Consider the following 15,973-nt stretch of genomic DNA (forward strand, 5'->3'; position numbering starts at 1 on the left):
TCATGATGTCCCGGCGTTCAGAACTCAAGAATTACCAGAAAGAGCTGCACGATTTTCGTGCGCGCCTGGCGGTCGGCGCATTACTGGTCCTTATCTGTTTTGGCATTCTGATCGCACGCTTTTATTTCCTGCAACACATGAAATACGACCATTACCAGACCATGGCGGAGAACAACCGCATTTCGCTGGTCCCCATCGCGCCCAACCGTGGCCTGATCCTGGATCGCAACGGGGTGGTGCTGGCCCAGAACGCGTTTGTCTACACATTGGAAATCACGCCTGCCAAAGTCGCCACCAATGTGGAAGAAACCATTGAGGAACTGGCTAAACTCATTGAAGTGAGCGCCAAAGACCGCAAGCGCTTCAAGAAACTGCGGGCTCAAACCCACAGTTTTGAGGGTGTACCCATCCGCACCCACCTCAACGAGGAGGAAGCCGCCAAGATCGCGGTCAACCGCTTCCGCCTGCCTGGCGTGGAAATCCGCTCCCGCCTGTTCCGCCAGTATCCGCAAGGTAAATCCGGCTCGCATATCGTCGGCTACATAGGCCGCATCAACGACAAAGACCTGGAAAATCTTACAGAAAGTGGCAACCTCTCGAATTACAAGGGCTCTGACCATATCGGCAAGAGCGGGCTGGAACAGTATTACGAATCCCAACTGCATGGCGTTACCGGCTTCCAGCAGGTGGAAACCGATGCTGCGGGCCATGCGGTGCGTGTGCTTTCCAGCACCGCACCGGTGCCAGGGAACAACCTCATTCTCTCGGTAGACAGCAAATTGCAACGCATCGCGGAAGAAGCTTTCGGCGACTATCGCGGCGCCCTGATCGCAATTGAGCCTAGTTCAGGGGAAGTGCTCGCTTATGTCAGCCAACCCGGCTATGACCCCAACCTGTTTGTCGACGGCATAGACAGCGAGAGCTGGAAAGAACTCAACGAATCCCTGGACAAACCGCTGATCAACCGTCCTCTGCGTGGCGTCTACCCTCCCGGCTCCACCTTCAAGCCATTCGTGGCAATGGCAGGACTTGAAGCGGGGAAACGCGCGCCGCCTTTCAGCATCAGTGATCCAGGATTCTTCACGCTGCCCGGCAACACACACCGCTATCGCGACTGGAAACCAAGCGGCCACGGCATGGTTGATATGCGCAAAGCCATTGCCGTCTCCTGCGACACATTCTTTTACGGTCTGGCAGTGGAGCTGGGCATAGAAAAACTGACATCGTTCGTCAGCCACTTTGGTTTCGGCAAACCATCCGGCATCGACATCAAGGGCGAAATAGGCGGCCTGTTACCAACCCCGGAATGGAAAGCCCGCCGCTTCAAGCAATCATGGTTTCCAGGCGAAACCGTGATTGTCGGCATCGGCCAAGGTTATATGCTTGCCACACCCATGCAGCTGGCACACGCAACTGCCATTCTTGCGAATAATGGCACAGCAATGAAACCGCGCCTGGTTTCTGCGATCCAGGATAGCAAGAGCGGCAAGGTTCATGCCCTTACTCCCGAAATCGTCGACCAGGTGAAACTCCATCCGAAAAACATCGAGATCGTGAAGCAAGGCATGATGGATGTCACCTTGCCAGGCGGCACTGCTGCCAAGCTGGGAGCCAACAGCCCCTATCTGATGGCATCCAAGACCGGCACGGCCCAGGTGGTCGGCATCAAGCAAAACGAGAAATACAATGAGAGCAAGCTGCATGAACGGCATCTCGATCACGCCTTGTTTATTACGTATGCACCGGCGGAAGATCCCAAAATTGCCATCGCGGTGATTGTGGAAAACGGCAAGCACGGTGGCTCGACAGCAGGCCCGATTGCTCGTCGCGTCATGGATTATTACCTGTTGGGCAAAGAGCCTGCTGGCAGCCAGCCACCTGTGGAAACACCCAGCACGCTGACGGCTCCTGCCGCTCAGGAAGAAGAGGAGCACACCCATGTTGAATAAGTTGGTGTCGGGGCTGGTCAAGCATATCGACGGCTTTCTCATGGGATGCCTGCTTGTCACCATCATCGTGGCGCTGTGTGTGCTATACAGCGCATCGGGGCAGAGCATGGACAAGATTTCTGCGCAAATGGTGAATATTTGCGTAGCCGTCACCCTGATGTGGATTGCCGCCAATGTATCACCTCAGCTATTGGAGCGTATCGCCTTGCCGGCCTATGTCATCGGTGTGGTATTGCTGGTGGGAGTGGCCCTGTTCGGAGAAATCAGCCATGGTGCACGACGCTGGCTGCATATTGGCGTAGCCAAGATACAGCCTTCCGAGTTGCTGAAGATCGCCGTCCCCATGATGCTGGCCTGGTATTTTTCCCGGCGCGATACCGCCACCAATATCAAGGATCACCTGGTCGGCGCCATCATGCTTGCCGTGCCGGTTGGCCTCATCATGAAGCAGCCCGACCTCGGCACCTCGCTCATGATTGCGGCTTCCGGGTTCTACGTCCTGTTCCTGGCCGGGTTGAGCTGGCGTCTGCTGATGGGCGCGGCCGTCAGCATAGGCGTCATGGCCCCCATCCTTTGGTCCATGCTGCATGATTACCAGCGCAGGCGTATCGAGATTCTGTTCGACCCTTACCAGGATCCACTAGGTGCCGGATACCACACCATCCAGGCCAGCATCGCCCTCGGCTCGGGAGGCATTGCTGGCAAAGGCTGGCTTAATGGCACACAATCGCAGCTTGATTTCCTGCCGGAGCGCACCACAGACTTTATTTTTGCCGTTTTCGGCGAAGAATTTGGCCTGCTCGGGAACTTGCTGCTACTACTGCTGTTCAGCTTGATCATCGGCCGCGGGCTCATCATTGCAGCACAAGCGCAAAATACCTTCAGCCGACTGCTGGCCGGCAGCATCACCCTGACATTCTTCACCTATATATTCGTCAATATCGGCATGGTCAGCGGCATCCTGCCCGTTGTTGGCGTGCCGCTGCCTCTCATCAGCTATGGCGGCACTTCACTGGTGACCCTGCTGCTGGGTTTTGGCATACTGATGAGCATCCATACCCACAAGAAGCTTGTCACTTCATGACAGGAAAGGAGTAAGGCAGAGCATCCGCATGGATTCTGCATAGCGCAATGAAACATTTACAATATTTGATCCCGGCCATACTGGCCCTGACCTTGGCCGCCTGTGGCGGCGGTAGCAGCGTCAAGCCCGAGGCAGCCAAGCCTGCTCCCACACAAAAACCTGCCCCGAAAAAAGGCGGTTATTATCTCGACGATGGCCCTGGCGACAATCCACCCGCCAATATCGACAGCATACCCGATGCCACTCCCCGCGCTGAAACACCCTTGCCACGCGCGAATCGTCCCTACAGCGCACTGGGTCGCCGCTACACGCCCATGACCGAACACACCACCTATAAGCAGCGTGGCGTGGCTTCCTGGTATGGCAAGCGCTATCATGGCCAGAAAACCTCCAGCGGGGAGGTTTATGATATGTACGGCATGACGGCGGCCCATACCATTCTGCCGTTGCCCAGCTACGCGCGCGTCACCAATCCTGAAAACGGCCGCTCCGTCATCGTGCGTATCAATGATCGTGGCCCGTTCCACGATGACCGCCTGATCGACCTTTCCTATGCTGCGGCGTACAAACTGCGCCTGATCGAGAAAGGCAGCGGAGTTGTCGATGTAGAGGCACTGGACGAGAACGGCAGGCCGATTCCCCTAACGGCCAGCGCTGCTGCAGCGTCAACAACTCCGCTAGCGGCAGGCGCAAGCCAGGGCGACAATACAGTTGCCGCCAGCTCATTGAATGCCATGAACGAAACCGTGACCAACCAACCTGTAGCGGGCAATTACGTGCAGGTGGGCGCATTCTCGGTCAAGGCAAATGGTGACCGTCTGGTGGAAACCCTGCAGCAAAACAGCCTTGCGGACAATGTTCAGGTAGAGAATTGGTATAATGCCGGAACTTATCGTGTGCGGCTGGGGCCTTATGCCAGCCGTCAGCAGGCAGAAACGGCTGCTGCGAAGATCAAGCAATCGCTGAACATAAACGTGCTGGTGGTCACGCAACAATAAGTCGTGACCCGGCAATAATATCCCCAAGCCTGAACATTACACCGTTATTTAAGAGAGCCTATGTCCAAGCCATTCATTTCCCTATTCAACCAGCTTGCCGTCACTGTGGCGGCTACCCTGCTGGGTGTTGCCGCCCTGAACGTGCAGGCAGCCGACATTCCACAGCCTCCGGCCCTGGCAGTGAAATCCTACCAACTCTATGATTTCAACAGCGAACGCGTCATTGCCGAGCAGGATGGCAATTCCAGGGTGGAACCTGCCTCCCTGACCAAGATCATGACTGCTTACTTGACATTCAAAGCGCTCAAGAATGGCCACCTCACCTTGACCCAGACTCTACCGGTCAGCGTCAAGGCATGGAAGGTCGAAGGATCCAAGATGTTTATCGAGCCCAACAAGCCTGTCACCGTGGATGAGCTGCTGCACGGCACCATCATCCAGTCTGGTAACGACTCTTCCATTGCGCTGGCGGAAGGCATTGCCGGCTCGGAAGAAGGCTTTGCCGAACTCATGAACAAGGAAGCCGCCAGGCTGGGCATGACGGGCTCGCATTTCGTCAACTCCACCGGCCTGCCGGATCCGCAACATTACACCACTGCGCATGACCTGGCCTTGCTGGCTGCTGCGCTGATCCGCGATTTCCCCGACCAGTACAAGCGCCTGTATTCCGTCAAGGAATACACCTATAACAAGATCAGTCAGCCCAACCGCAACCGCTTGCTGTGGCTGGACCCTTACGTTGACGGCATGAAGACCGGCCACACCAAGAGTGCTGGCTATTGCCTGGTGACTTCCGCCCAGCGTGGCGATACCCGCCTGGTCTCTGTCGTGCTCGGGGCACCTTCTGACTCTGCCCGCGCAACAGAAAGCCAAAAGCTGCTGAATTACGGCTTTCAATTCTATGAATCCAAGCTGGTTTACAAGCGCGGTGCCGAAGTGAGCAGCCTCAAGGTATGGAAAGGCACTGACAAGACTGTGACAGCAACCGTTGCCAAGAATGTTTCCATCACCCTGCCCAAGGGAGAATATGCCCGTGTGAAAGCCAAGATCGTCAGCCAACAGCCATTGATCGCACCAGTCACCGCTGGCCAGCAGATCGGCAAGATCGAATTCACTCTGGACGACAAGCTGATTGCAGAACACACGCTCGTGGCTGCCAAGAATGTCGAAGTAGCTGGTATCTTTGGCCGCATGTTGGATAGTATCAAGCTCTGGTTTGAGTAAGCTCACGTATGAGTGATACCGTCTATCTCAACGGGTCATTCCTTCCACTGGAGCAAGCCACGGTCCCGGTGCTGGACCGGGGCTTTATCTTTGGCGATGGCGTATATGAGGTTATCCCGGTATATTCCGGCCACCCCTTCCGGCTGGATGAGCACCTGGACCGGCTGACAAACAGCCTGGACGAGATTCGTATCCGGCAGCCACTGGATCGTGCCGCATGGCGCCATGTCGCCAGAGAACTGATCAGCGCCAATCATCATTTGCAGGATCAATCCCTTTATATCCAGGTGACCAGGGGCGTAGCGCCGCGCGACCAGGCGTTTCCGCCAGCCACGGTTACCCCTACCGTGCTCGTCATGAGCATGCCGCTGGTGACGCCGCCTGTGGAATTGGTCGAATCAGGTGTCAGCGCAATCACGGCACTTGATATCCGTTGGCAGCGCTGCAATATAAAAGCCGTCTCCCTGCTCGCCAATGTGCTGCTGCGGCAGGAAGCCGCAGATCACGATGTAGCGGAAACCCTGATGCTGCGCGACGGCTATCTCACTGAAGGTAGCAGCAGCAATGTGTTCATTGTGAAGCAAGGAAAATTGCTGGCGCCCCCGAAAAATCAGTACATGCTGCCTGGCATTACCTATGACGTGATTCTGGAACTGGCAGAGCGCCATGGCATCCCACACGCGGTTGAGATGATCAGTGAAGAAAGACTGCGAAGCGCAGACGAAATCTGGCTCACATCCTCCACCAAGGAAGTGCTGGCCGTCGTCTCGCTGGATGGGAAAATAATAGGCACTGGTGAGCCCGGCCCTGTATTCAGTCGTATGTACGCCCTGTATCAGGAATTCAAGCAACACATCATGCGAACAGGTGGATAACCATGGCAAACGAACCCAACGAAAACAAACCTCTCGAACAAGAAACCCTGCTCGAATTCCCCTGCGAATTCCCGATCAAGGTAATGGGCGAATCACACGATGAATTCGCCAACCTGATTCTGCAAGCCATCCAGCAGCACCTGCCCGACTTCAATGCCAGCCGCATCGAGATGCGCGCGAGCACTGGCGGCAAGTATGTCAGCCTCACCTGCACGGTGCTGGTGGCGTCCAAACCACAACTGGACGATATCTATCGCTCGCTGACCTCGCACCCCAAGGTGAAATACGTCCTGTAGCCAGCACATGCTTGTCCTTTTTCGCTACCATCCCAGATGAACGGGCGTTCCCTGATCATACGCGTGCTTGGCCTTACCGATTACACCAGCACCTGGCAGGCCATGCAGGCATTCACGCAGCAACGCGATGCCGATACGCCGGATGAGCTGTGGCTCACCGAGCACCCTCCCACCTATACGCTGGGGCTGAACCGGCGCGAGGTACGTCCACCCAGTCGGCAGGATATCCCGCTGATTGAGGTGGACCGGGGCGGCAAGATTACCTACCATGGTCCGGGGCAAGTGGTGATTTACGTGCTGGTTGACCTAAAGCGCCTTGGGCTCACGGTACGCTCACTGGTCAGCGCCATGGAAAGCAGCATCATTGACTTGCTGGCAGAGCAGGATATCGCAGCGGTAGCACGTGCCGATGCGCCCGGCGTATATGTCAACGGTGCCAAGATTGCTTCCCTGGGCCTGCGACTCAAGAACCAATGCAGCTATCACGGCCTTGCCCTCAATATCGACATGGACCTGGCTCCATTTCTCGCTATCGATCCGTGCGGTTTCCAGGGCCTGCATGTCATCCAGACTCGTGATCTCGGCCTCACCCTGACTCCCGAAATTGCCGCCCAGCAACTGCTGGCTAAATTGTCACATCAGTTAGGCTATACTAAGACCATCGTCAGACACACTCTCTGACTCACAAACCCCTATGACAGAATCCACAGAATCCATCGCCACGCCAGCCCGCAAGATCGCTGGCGTCAAGGAAACCAGCGCCGAGAAAATGGCGCGCATCCCCATCAAGATCATTCCCGTGCCGGCCATGCGCAAGCCGGAATGGATACGCATGAAGGTGCCAGACAGCGCGCGTTTCCGCGAAATCAAGCAGGTACTGCGCGACAACAACCTGCATACCGTCTGCGAGGAAGCCTCCTGCCCCAATATCGGCGAATGCTTCAGCGGCGGCACCGCCACCTTTATGATCCTGGGCGATATCTGCACCCGCCGCTGCCCGTTCTGCGATGTCTCCCATGGCAAACCGCTGCCGCCGGATATCAACGAACCCGAGAATCTGGGCCGCACCATTGCCCAGATGCGCCTGCGCTATGTCGTCATTACCAGCGTGGACCGCGACGACTTGCGCGACGGCGGCGCCCAGCATTTCGTCGATTGCATCGCCGCAGTGCGCACCCACTCACCCAATATCAAGGTGGAAATCCTGGTGCCCGACTTCCGCGGTCGCCTGGATCGCGCCATCAATATCCTCAAGGCTGCACCACCTGACGTAATGAACCATAACCTGGAAACCGTATCGCGCCTGTACAAGGAAGCACGCCCAGGCTCTGACTACCAGAACTCGCTCAACCTGCTGAAGGAATTCGGCGAATTGCATCCAGAAGTACCCACCAAATCCGGCCTGATGCTGGGTCTGGGCGAGACTGATGAGGAAATTATCGAAGTTATGCGTGACCTGCGCGCGCATAACGTCACCATGCTCACTCTGGGCCAATATCTTCAGCCTAGTCCGCACCATCTGCCGGTCAAGCGCTTCGTCACGCCGCAGCGCTTTGCGGAATTCGAACAACAGGCGCTTGCAATGGGCTTCACCCACGCCGCATGCGGCCCCATGGTGCGTTCCTCCTACCATGCCGACCACCAGGCGCAACAGGCGGGCGTCAGTATCTAACCACCACTATGGAAAGTAATTTTTTACTCATCCTGCTTGCCTTCTTCCTGGTCCTGCTCAATGGCTTCTTTGTCGCTGCCGAGTTCGGCCTGGTCAAGCTCAGGCAAACCCGGGTCAAGGCGATTGCCAAAACTCACGGTTGGCGCGGACAAATCCTGGCCAAAGTCCACCACCAGCTTGATGCCTATCTCTCAGCCTGCCAGCTCGGCATCACCCTGGCCTCGCTCGGCCTTGGCTGGGTCGGTGAGCCTGCCTTCGCACGCCTGCTGGAACCGCTGCTGTATCAGGTCGGGGTGACTTCGGACGAAATTGTCCACGGCATTTCCTTTGTCGTCGCCTTCTTCACCATTTCCTATCTGCATATTGTACTAGGCGAGCTGGCGCCTAAATCCGTGGCCATCCGCCAAGCCGAAACCGTAGGCCTGTGGACCGCCGCGCCGCTATATGCGTTTTACTGGATCATGTACCCGGCAATCTGGCTGCTCAATGCCAGCTCAAACTGGATCCTGCACAAAGCGGGACTGAGCACCGACCATGCCAGCGATGCGCACTATTCCTCTGATGAACTCAAACTCATTCTGCGTAGCAGCCGCGCTTCGGAAGAACTCACCAAGGATGAATGGAACATCCTCGCGCATACACTGGATTTCAGCGATCTGGAAGTCGCCGACCTTATGCGACCTTTTAATGAGGCCATTTCCCTCTCCGCCAAGAACAGTTTCGAGGAAAATCTGGAGATCATCTCTCAGCACCGCTACAGCCGTTATCCCTTTGTGGAGCAGGATGGCAAGGTCAAGGGTGTTATCCATCTCAAAAGCCTGTTCCTTGCAAAATTTGAAGAGGACGAATTGCAAGACCTGGGCCGTTTTGTGCACTCTGCTCCATTCGTTGCACCCGACCTGCCTGCAATAGAGTTATTCCGCCGCTTCCGCGAAGGCAAAGCCAGCCATTTTGCCATCGTCGGGCGCAAGGGACAGGAACCGCAAGGCTTCATCACTCTGGATAACATGCTCGGCGCGCTGGTCGGCGAAATTCGCGACGAATTCCGCCAGAGTCAAAACGATTGGACCAAGCTCGACGATGGCACGCTGATCGGTAAGGGCAGCTTGCCGATCTTCACGCTTGAGCGTGCTCTAGGCATCGAGATCGAGAACGACGATGAAGTCGACTCTGTAGGCGGGTTGGTGTTATCCAAGCTGGGCGACATCCCGAAGGAGGGTGATAGCATCCCGTTCGGGCAATTCGATATTGTGATCAAGAAAATGAACGGCCCGCGCATCATCCTCGTGCGCATACACCCAAAACAAGCCCATGACGAAAGCCATTGATCTCTTTATCGTTGGCGGCGGCATGATCGGCAGCGCATTGGCTGCCCGACTAGCCCCCTGCGGCATGCAAATTGCCCTGTTGGAGCGCGATCCTCCTGCCGCCTTCGACCCTGCCAGCCTGCCGGACTTGCGGGTTTCCGCACTAAGCCCCGCCTCCATCGCGTTTCTGGAACAGGCCAATGCCTGGCCGTCCATCCAGACCATGCGCACGGCGCCCTTCAAACGTATGCAGGTCTGGGAAAAGCGCCAGGATCAAGGCACGTTATTCGATGCAGCAGAAGTCGATGCAACTTGCCTTGGGCATATTGTCGAAAATCGGCTGGTACAACTGGCTTGCCTCTCTGCGCTGGAAGGCCACGACAATGTGACCATCCTGTGTCCCGACGAAGTCAGCGCAATCGACTATCACAACGGTCACAGTACCATCCGCCTGAAAAGCGGCCAACAGTTTACGGCAAATTTACTGGCTGGCGCTGACGGCGCGCAATCCATCGTGCGCCGAGCCGCTGGTATTGCCTTGGACAGCATGCAATATCCCATGCATGCGCTGGTCGCCACCGTCGGCATCATCGGTGGCGAACGCGACATCACCTGGCAGCGTTTCACCCCGGATGGCCCACAATCCTTGCTGCCCCTGCCCGGAGATTACGCTTCCCTCGTCTGGTATCACCGTCCCAGTGAAGTGAGACGCCTACTTGCGCTGGATAACGAAGGGTTGCTGGATGCATTCCGCACGCATTTCCCTGCCGCGCTGCCACAAATCACCGGCCTGGTGCAAAAAGGCAGCTTCGCCCTCACTCGTAGCCATGCGAATGAATATGCGCGCACAGGCATCGTCCTGATCGGTGACGCCGCCCATACCATCCATCCGCTGGCAGGACAGGGCGTCAACCTGGGTTTCCAGGATGCAGCTGTACTCAGCGAGGTACTACTCAAAGCTTGGCAGCAAGGCAAAACTATCGGCGCATTGCCGTTGCTCAAGCAATACGAACGCGAGCGCAAACTCGCCAACCATCTCATGCAACGCGCCATGGATGCGTTCAGCTACGGCTTCAGCAACGATATTGCCCCTTTGCGGCTATTACGCAATGCAGGACTCAAACTTGCCAATCATCAGGGGCCGCTCAAGCGGGAAGTGATCCGTTACGCATTGGGATTACCACTTTCCAAAACCCTCCCAGGCATTTCAAGACTCCGAGCCTGAGAGTTCCACCAACACCTAAATTTAGATTTCAACTCGCTTAGTTGACGCCAGCCGTCACTTCTCCATACCATGTGACTATACTCACCTGTAAACACTACGATGGCATGGAGAAAAGCAATGAGCGAATTCTATGGAGAGCAGCATCGGCAATGGCAGGAGCAGTTCGATGGCGTAGCCATGGCAGACCGGGTGCGTGACCTGATCGTATCGCCCACCATTCCAGAGGAACACGCTGGATTTATCGCCAGCCGGGATTTTTTCTTTCTTTCCACCGTTGACCATCGCGGATTTCCCACCTGCTCGCATAAAGGCGGGGCACCTGGTTTCGTGAAGATACTCGACGATACCACGCTTGCTTTTCCCAGCCTGGATGGCAATAGCATGTACCTTTCAATGGGCAATCTCTCGCTCAATCCCAAGATCGGCATGCTGTTTATCGACTTCGAGACGCCGCACCGCGTACGCGTGCACGGCACTGCCAGTATCGCAGCGGATGACCCACTGTTATCCGAATATCAGGAAGCAGAGCTGGTAGTGAGGGTCAAGATCGAGGAAGTGTTCGTCAATTGCCCGCGCTATATCCACAAGCATCACCGCGTGCAGGCTTCTCCTTATATTCCACAAGCTGGCTGCACCACGCCAGCACCGCAATGGAAGCGGCTGGACGTCGTACAGGACGTGTTGCATGCAGAGGAACTCGCCAAGGTCGCTACCATGGGCGGCATCATCACATTCGAGGAATATACGGAACTCGTGGTGCAAGGCAATGCCTGAACTTGAACTGATATTTCACAACAGGAGAACAGCATGACCAAACTACTCGGGATTTCAGGCAGCCTGCGCCAGCATTCCTTCAACACCGCCCTGCTCAAGGCAGCGCGTGAATTGGCGCCCGCCGGGGTCGAGCTGGAAATCGCCACCCTGCATGGCATACCACTCTATGATGGCGACCTGGAAGCGCAATCCGGCATCCCGGATGCCGTCACTGCCTTGAAGCAGAAGATTATCGCCAGCGACGGCATTATCCTCGCCAGTCCGGAATACAACCACAGCATTCCCGGCGTGATGAAGAACGCTATCGACTGGCTTTCCCGGCCGCCCAAGGACATCGAGGAAGTATTCTCGCAACGCACCTTTGCCGTGCTGGGCGCTTCGCCATCGGGATTCGGCACCATACTCGCGCAGGATGCCTGGCTATCCGTGCTGCGCCAACTGGAAGTGCGCTATTGGAGCGGCGGCAGGTTGCTGGTGTCACGCGCGCATGAAGTGTTTGATGAACAGGACCAGCTACAGGACGAGCGCACCAGGGAAAATCTGCGCAAATTCGTGCAGGGCTTTGCCCAATTTGCCACGCGGGGTTAGAACAGGTTTAGTCAGGTTTGCGAGTCCGGCTTGGGCTTGAATACATAAAACAGGTTGGGCTCGCTGATGACATAAATACGCTTGTCGGGGCCGATCGCCAGTCCTTCCGCTTGCGGCACGGTGCGACTCAACCCTTGGAAACCACGCCAGAGCGATAAAGTATCCAGTCTTTTGCCATCAGCATTATATTTCGCCACCATGCGCGAATCATCGCTCAACAGCAATATATGACCGGTATCGGCATCATAGCTGACTGCAGATAGATCCCTGAGCCCGCTGGAAGCGGTCTCAGGCAATTTCTCGATATGAATGGTCGTTGGCTGGTCAGGTTCGGCATCCACAAATCCCTGGACAGCAATTACGCGTTTGGGTGAGCGTTCCTTGGCAACCAGCAAGCGCTGTCGCTCCCGGTCCCAGGTCACGCCTTCGAATCCCTTGTTGTCATCCGCATACATGGCCAGCGTAAAGGAAGGCGCATCGCTAACATCCACCTCATCTGTACCATCCTCGATATCCGTCATCACCAGGCTGTACTTTCCCTCATCAAGCAATACAAAACGGTTGCCGCTAACATGTGCAATTCCTTCCATATCACCGATTCCCTTGACATGCACGGTACGCAATACCTTGCCTTCCAGCGATAACTCAACGATCAAAGGCTGTTTGTTGGAAACAGTGAACAAGGTATGGGTTTCGTGGTTGTAGCTCAGGTCGGACAAATCATTCCCGACTCCGGGTATTTCAATCGCCTCGCGCTCAACGACATAATCCTTGAGGCGTGGGCTGGTGGTATCAGCGCTTTGCCGCTGCGCACCCCACAAATGCCAGACAATCGACTCCATCCTGAAGGCATAAGCCAGCCCCAGCAACAAGGCAATCAATAACAACAGGCGTGTAAGCCTGCCAGAGAGGGGGCGTGTCATTTTGTTGATATCCGTGTAGTACTGCCGTGACCAGTATGGTAGCAAATTGAAGAATTCGAGTTGGAGACGACCTGGATGTACAAAGTTCCGCACTGCATGCCATACTCACATCATATGCAACAGTGCTCCAATCCATTTTTTCCAGCGTATCAGTAAACATCATGACCAGAAGAACCTCGTATCTCAAAACCTGCGAACTTTGCATCACCTCAGGCGGGGAAATTCTCTGGCAGGATGCCTTATGCAGGGTGGTGCGCATTGAGGACAAGGACTATCCGGGATTCTGCCGCATCATCCTCAACCGCCACGTAAAGGAAATGAGCGATCTCAAGCCTGCTGAACGTGAACATCTCATGCTGGTGGTTTTTGCTGTCGAAGAAGCGGTGCGGGAAGTCCTCCGGCCTGACAAGATCAACTTGGCCAGCCTGGGCAATATGACGCCTCATGTTCATTGGCACGTTATCCCGCGTTTCAAACGCGACCGACACTTTCCCAACCCGATCTGGGGGATAAGCAAACGCGAAAGCCTGCCACAAACATTGGATACTGAGAGTATAGAGGCATTAAAGAAAGCCATTGCCCTTCGACTGGATCAGGGAGTGCAAATCCTGCCGGATTGAGGAAGTCTCTCCAGCCCCTGCTTGGCTTATTGTGTTGCCAGGCTATCTTCCTTGGTGAACGTCCAGGTACGGGTAATGCCGATGATGTCGAACTCCTTGCGGATATCATCGGGGAAAGTGGCATAGGGCGCGGCAAGCTCGACAATACGCTTGGCCGCATCATCCAAAACCTTGTGGCCTGAGCTGCGTGTCACCCGGATTTTATCTATGGAACCGTCCGCGCGAATATCCACGGACAACTCCAAACTGCCGTAGAGCTTCTGCTCCTTAGCAGCCTGAGGATAATTAAGATTACCGATTTTCTCCACCTTCTGCCGCCATGCCTCGACATAAGTGGCAAAACGGTATTCCTGCGTCCGTCCGCCCAACTCCTTGCGCTTGGGCCGCTTCTGGTATTCGTCCTGCTGCTTGGCGATCTGCGCCTCCAGTCGCGCAATATCCATACTGCTGGCCACCAAGTCGCGTGCGTTGAAATTACGTGGTGCTTCCTGCTGCTGCCCCTGGTCAGGCGTGGATGTGGCAGCGCTCTGTGCAGGGGCTGATTCCAGCTTTTTCTGCTGGTTGATCTGATCCATCAACGCCTGCGCCTGCCGCTCCAGTTCGGCTACCTTGTCCTGCGCTGGCGTCTGCTCCTGTTTCTGCTGTTCGGGACGTGAAGAAGCCGCAGCTTCTGCCGCCTGCTTGGGCGCTACCTCGGTTTTCTTTTTCTTGGGCGGGGGCAGCGCAGTCTTCATCTGCCGGTTCTGGTCGGTATTGCCGCCGCGGTCGAGATTGGCTTGCGCCAACGCATCGGCCTTCTTGGGCTTGGATTCCGTCTTGGCATTCACCAGCACCACTTCCAGCGGCAGGATTTTATCCTTGAAGAATTTGGGATCCGGCATCTCGAAATTCAGTGTAGCAATAACAATTGCATGAACAACCGCTGACACGAGCAGTGCCCACCAAAGCACCCCCCTGTTCCTGAACGGTTTCATATTGAATTTCATTGGTTAAACTGCTTTGAATTTCACTATGCCAGCCTTTGCAGCAGTTGCTGATGAATACCACCAAATCCGCCATTGCTCATGACCAGGATATGGTCGCCCGGCTGCGCCTCGGCTGCGACAGCATCCACCAGCCCTGACAGGCTGCCGAAAGCGGCTGCCTTGTGCTGGATAGGTTGCAAGGCCGCTGCCGCATCCCAACCAAGGTGTTCACCGTAGCAGAATACCAGGTCGGCATCAGTCAGACTGCCCGGCAAGGCATACTTCATCACGCCCAGCTTCATGGTGTTTGAACGCGGCTCCAGCACGGCGAGAATGCGTGCCTTGCCCACTTTATCGCGCAAACCCGCCACAGTAGTGGCAATCGCCGTCGGATGATGGGCAAAATCATCATAGACCGTGATGCCGTTCACCACACCGCGCACCTCCATGCGACGCTTGACGTTCCTGAATTCCGACAATGCCTGGATGCCTACTTCCACCGTGACGCCCACATGCCGCGCCGCGGCCAGCGCAGCCAGCGCGTTCATGCGATTGTGCTCGCCCAGCAGTTCCCATTGCACCCGGCCTTGCGCCTTGCCCTGAAAGCTCACGGTGAAACTGCCTGCCGCATCGACATCCTGTGCCTGCCAATCGGTGCCGAAATATTCTACCGGTGTCCAGCAACCGCGTTGGATTACGCACTTGAGGCTATCCTCACGGCCATTCGCGACGACGAGGCCGTTACTCGGGACTGTGCGCACCAGATGGTGAAATTGGGTCTCGATGGCATGCAGGTCTGCAAAGATGTCAGCGTGGTCGAATTCCAGATTGTTGAGAATCGCAGTGCGCGGATGGTAGTGCACGAACTTGGAACGCTTGTCGAAGAACGCCGTGTCGTACTCGTCCGCCTCGATCACGAAAAATGGGGAAATGCTCTTGTCATCCTGGCGCGGCACACCCGGCAGGCGAGCGGAGATAGCGAAATTCTCCGGCACACCACCAATCAGGAAACCGGGCGCCAGCCCGGCATATTCCAGTATCCACGCCAGCATGGAAGTGGTCGTCGTCTTGCCGTGTGTGCCCGCGACGGCGAGCACCCACTTGGCTTCTTGCCCCGGCTTGGCATAGAGAATGTTCTCGGCCAGCCATTGCGGGCCAGAAATATAAGGCAAGCCGCGATTGAGGATTTCCTCCATCAGGGGATTACCGCGCGCCACCACGTTGCCGACCACGAAGATATCCGGGTTGAGCGACACCTGCTCCGGGCCGAAGCCTTCCACCAATTCTATGCCCTGCGCCTCAAGCTGGGTGCTCATGGGCGGATAGACATTGGCGTCGCAGCCGGTCACGCGGTGTCCGGCTTGCTTGGCAAGCACGGCAATGCCGCCCATGAACGTGCCACAAATACCGAGGATATGAATATGCATGATGCTTCTAATTCGCTTTCAGATTCAGGTCAATGTTCACCAACGC

General features: G+C 56.1%; 16 protein-coding genes. 13 read left to right on the plus strand and 3 right to left on the minus strand.

The annotated features are described in order from the left end of the window. Positions 1-5 precede the first annotated feature (5 nt). The 12 genes from mrdA (at position 6) to V7Z75_RS08745 (ending at position 11,992) form a co-directional block, all read left to right on the plus strand. The gene (mrdA, locus tag V7Z75_RS08690; RefSeq protein WP_334108288.1) at positions 6-1,949 is read left to right on the plus strand and encodes a penicillin-binding protein 2; all 1,944 of its coding nucleotides are present in this window, start codon (positions 6-8) and stop codon (positions 1,947-1,949) included. Next, on the plus strand, positions 1,939-3,033 hold the full coding sequence (gene rodA / locus V7Z75_RS08695) for a rod shape-determining protein RodA (protein ID WP_334108224.1): 1,095 nt from the start codon (positions 1,939-1,941) through the stop codon (positions 3,031-3,033). Before mrdA ends, rodA begins: the two co-directional genes overlap by 11 nt. 47 nt (positions 3,034-3,080) lie before the next feature. Then, on the plus strand, positions 3,081-4,031 hold the full coding sequence (locus tag V7Z75_RS08700) for a septal ring lytic transglycosylase RlpA family protein (protein WP_334108225.1): 951 nt from the start codon (positions 3,081-3,083) through the stop codon (positions 4,029-4,031). A gap of 60 nt (positions 4,032-4,091) precedes the next feature. Continuing rightward, a complete protein-coding gene (locus V7Z75_RS08705; RefSeq protein ID WP_334108226.1) occupies positions 4,092-5,255 on the plus strand; it encodes a D-alanyl-D-alanine carboxypeptidase family protein in 1,164 nt (387 codons plus the stop codon). A gap of 8 nt (positions 5,256-5,263) precedes the next feature. Further along, positions 5,264-6,130: a D-amino acid aminotransferase gene (locus V7Z75_RS08710; protein WP_334108227.1), complete on the plus strand. Its 867-nt coding sequence runs from the start codon at positions 5,264-5,266 to the stop codon at positions 6,128-6,130. A gap of 2 nt (positions 6,131-6,132) precedes the next feature. Next, positions 6,133-6,426, plus strand: a complete 294-nt coding sequence (locus V7Z75_RS08715; protein WP_334108228.1) for an HP0495 family protein — start codon at positions 6,133-6,135, stop codon at positions 6,424-6,426. A gap of 36 nt (positions 6,427-6,462) precedes the next feature. After that, positions 6,463-7,107, plus strand: coding sequence for a lipoyl(octanoyl) transferase LipB (lipB, locus tag V7Z75_RS08720; protein WP_334108229.1), 645 nt, complete (start codon positions 6,463-6,465; stop codon positions 7,105-7,107). Positions 7,108-7,120: 13 nt separating this feature from the next. After that, positions 7,121-8,098: a lipoyl synthase gene (lipA, locus tag V7Z75_RS08725; protein ID WP_334108230.1), complete on the plus strand. Its 978-nt coding sequence runs from the start codon at positions 7,121-7,123 to the stop codon at positions 8,096-8,098. An 8-nt stretch (positions 8,099-8,106) separates the two neighbouring features. After that, positions 8,107-9,426, plus strand: coding sequence for a hemolysin family protein (locus V7Z75_RS08730; RefSeq protein ID WP_334108231.1), 1,320 nt, complete (start codon positions 8,107-8,109; stop codon positions 9,424-9,426). Beyond that, a complete protein-coding gene (locus V7Z75_RS08735; protein ID WP_334108232.1) occupies positions 9,410-10,630 on the plus strand; it encodes a UbiH/UbiF/VisC/COQ6 family ubiquinone biosynthesis hydroxylase in 1,221 nt (406 codons plus the stop codon). Before V7Z75_RS08730 ends, V7Z75_RS08735 begins: the two co-directional genes overlap by 17 nt. A gap of 117 nt (positions 10,631-10,747) precedes the next feature. Continuing rightward, positions 10,748-11,404 (plus strand): pyridoxamine 5'-phosphate oxidase family protein, encoded by a 657-nt coding sequence (locus V7Z75_RS08740; RefSeq protein ID WP_334108233.1) that lies wholly within the window; start codon positions 10,748-10,750, stop codon positions 11,402-11,404. A gap of 33 nt (positions 11,405-11,437) precedes the next feature. Then, a complete protein-coding gene (locus V7Z75_RS08745; RefSeq protein ID WP_334108234.1) occupies positions 11,438-11,992 on the plus strand; it encodes an NADPH-dependent FMN reductase in 555 nt (184 codons plus the stop codon). Between the two features lie 11 nt (positions 11,993-12,003). Here V7Z75_RS08745 and V7Z75_RS08750 read toward each other — a convergent pair whose 3' ends face one another. Then, entirely contained in the window at positions 12,004-12,915 is a 912-nt protein-coding gene (locus tag V7Z75_RS08750; protein ID WP_334108235.1) for an SdiA-regulated domain-containing protein, read from the minus strand. Positions 12,916-13,076: 161 nt separating this feature from the next. Between V7Z75_RS08750 and V7Z75_RS08755 the strand changes: the two genes are divergently transcribed. Next, positions 13,077-13,535, plus strand: a complete 459-nt coding sequence (locus V7Z75_RS08755) for an HIT family protein (protein ID WP_334108236.1) — start codon at positions 13,077-13,079, stop codon at positions 13,533-13,535. Positions 13,536-13,561: 26 nt separating this feature from the next. On the opposite strand, the gene V7Z75_RS08760 is transcribed toward V7Z75_RS08755, so the two are convergent. Together V7Z75_RS08760 and mpl are read right to left on the minus strand one after the other, a co-directional pair. Further along, positions 13,562-14,509: an energy transducer TonB gene (locus V7Z75_RS08760; protein WP_442919904.1), complete on the minus strand. Its 948-nt coding sequence runs from the start codon at positions 14,507-14,509 to the stop codon at positions 13,562-13,564. Positions 14,510-14,544: 35 nt separating this feature from the next. Next, the gene (gene mpl, locus V7Z75_RS08765) at positions 14,545-15,927 is read right to left on the minus strand and encodes a UDP-N-acetylmuramate:L-alanyl-gamma-D-glutamyl-meso-diaminopimelate ligase (RefSeq protein ID WP_334108238.1); all 1,383 of its coding nucleotides are present in this window, start codon (positions 15,925-15,927) and stop codon (positions 14,545-14,547) included. Positions 15,928-15,973: the final 46 nt, after the last annotated feature.

Origin of the sequence: Methylobacillus sp. (assembly GCF_036844465.1) — a bacterium.
In the GTDB taxonomy this organism is placed as follows: Bacteria; Pseudomonadota; Gammaproteobacteria; order Burkholderiales; family Methylophilaceae; genus Methylobacillus.

Bases quoted from the DNA above. Each gene is read 5' to 3' on its own strand.
- mrdA (WP_334108288.1), top strand. From the start codon at position 6: ATGTCCCGGCGTTCAGAACTCAAGAATTACCAGAAAGAGCTGCACGAT.
- rodA (WP_334108224.1), top strand. From the start codon at position 1,939: ATGTTGAATAAGTTGGTGTCGGGGCTGGTCAAGCATATCGACGGCTTT.
- V7Z75_RS08700 (WP_334108225.1), top strand. From the start codon at position 3,081: ATGAAACATTTACAATATTTGATCCCGGCCATACTGGCCCTGACCTTG.
- V7Z75_RS08705 (WP_334108226.1), top strand. From the start codon at position 4,092: ATGTCCAAGCCATTCATTTCCCTATTCAACCAGCTTGCCGTCACTGTG.
- V7Z75_RS08710 (WP_334108227.1), top strand. From the start codon at position 5,264: ATGAGTGATACCGTCTATCTCAACGGGTCATTCCTTCCACTGGAGCAA.
- V7Z75_RS08715 (WP_334108228.1), top strand. From the start codon at position 6,133: ATGGCAAACGAACCCAACGAAAACAAACCTCTCGAACAAGAAACCCTG.
- lipB (WP_334108229.1), top strand. From the start codon at position 6,463: ATGAACGGGCGTTCCCTGATCATACGCGTGCTTGGCCTTACCGATTAC.
- lipA (WP_334108230.1), top strand. From the start codon at position 7,121: ATGACAGAATCCACAGAATCCATCGCCACGCCAGCCCGCAAGATCGCT.
- V7Z75_RS08730 (WP_334108231.1), top strand. From the start codon at position 8,107: ATGGAAAGTAATTTTTTACTCATCCTGCTTGCCTTCTTCCTGGTCCTG.
- V7Z75_RS08735 (WP_334108232.1), top strand. From the start codon at position 9,410: ATGACGAAAGCCATTGATCTCTTTATCGTTGGCGGCGGCATGATCGGC.
- V7Z75_RS08740 (WP_334108233.1), top strand. From the start codon at position 10,748: ATGAGCGAATTCTATGGAGAGCAGCATCGGCAATGGCAGGAGCAGTTC.
- V7Z75_RS08745 (WP_334108234.1), top strand. From the start codon at position 11,438: ATGACCAAACTACTCGGGATTTCAGGCAGCCTGCGCCAGCATTCCTTC.
- V7Z75_RS08750 (WP_334108235.1), bottom strand. From the start codon at position 12,915: ATGACACGCCCCCTCTCTGGCAGGCTTACACGCCTGTTGTTATTGATT.
- V7Z75_RS08755 (WP_334108236.1), top strand. From the start codon at position 13,077: ATGACCAGAAGAACCTCGTATCTCAAAACCTGCGAACTTTGCATCACC.
- V7Z75_RS08760 (WP_442919904.1), bottom strand. From the start codon at position 14,509: ATGAAACCGTTCAGGAACAGGGGGGTGCTTTGGTGGGCACTGCTCGTG.
- mpl (WP_334108238.1), bottom strand. From the start codon at position 15,927: ATGCATATTCATATCCTCGGTATTTGTGGCACGTTCATGGGCGGCATT.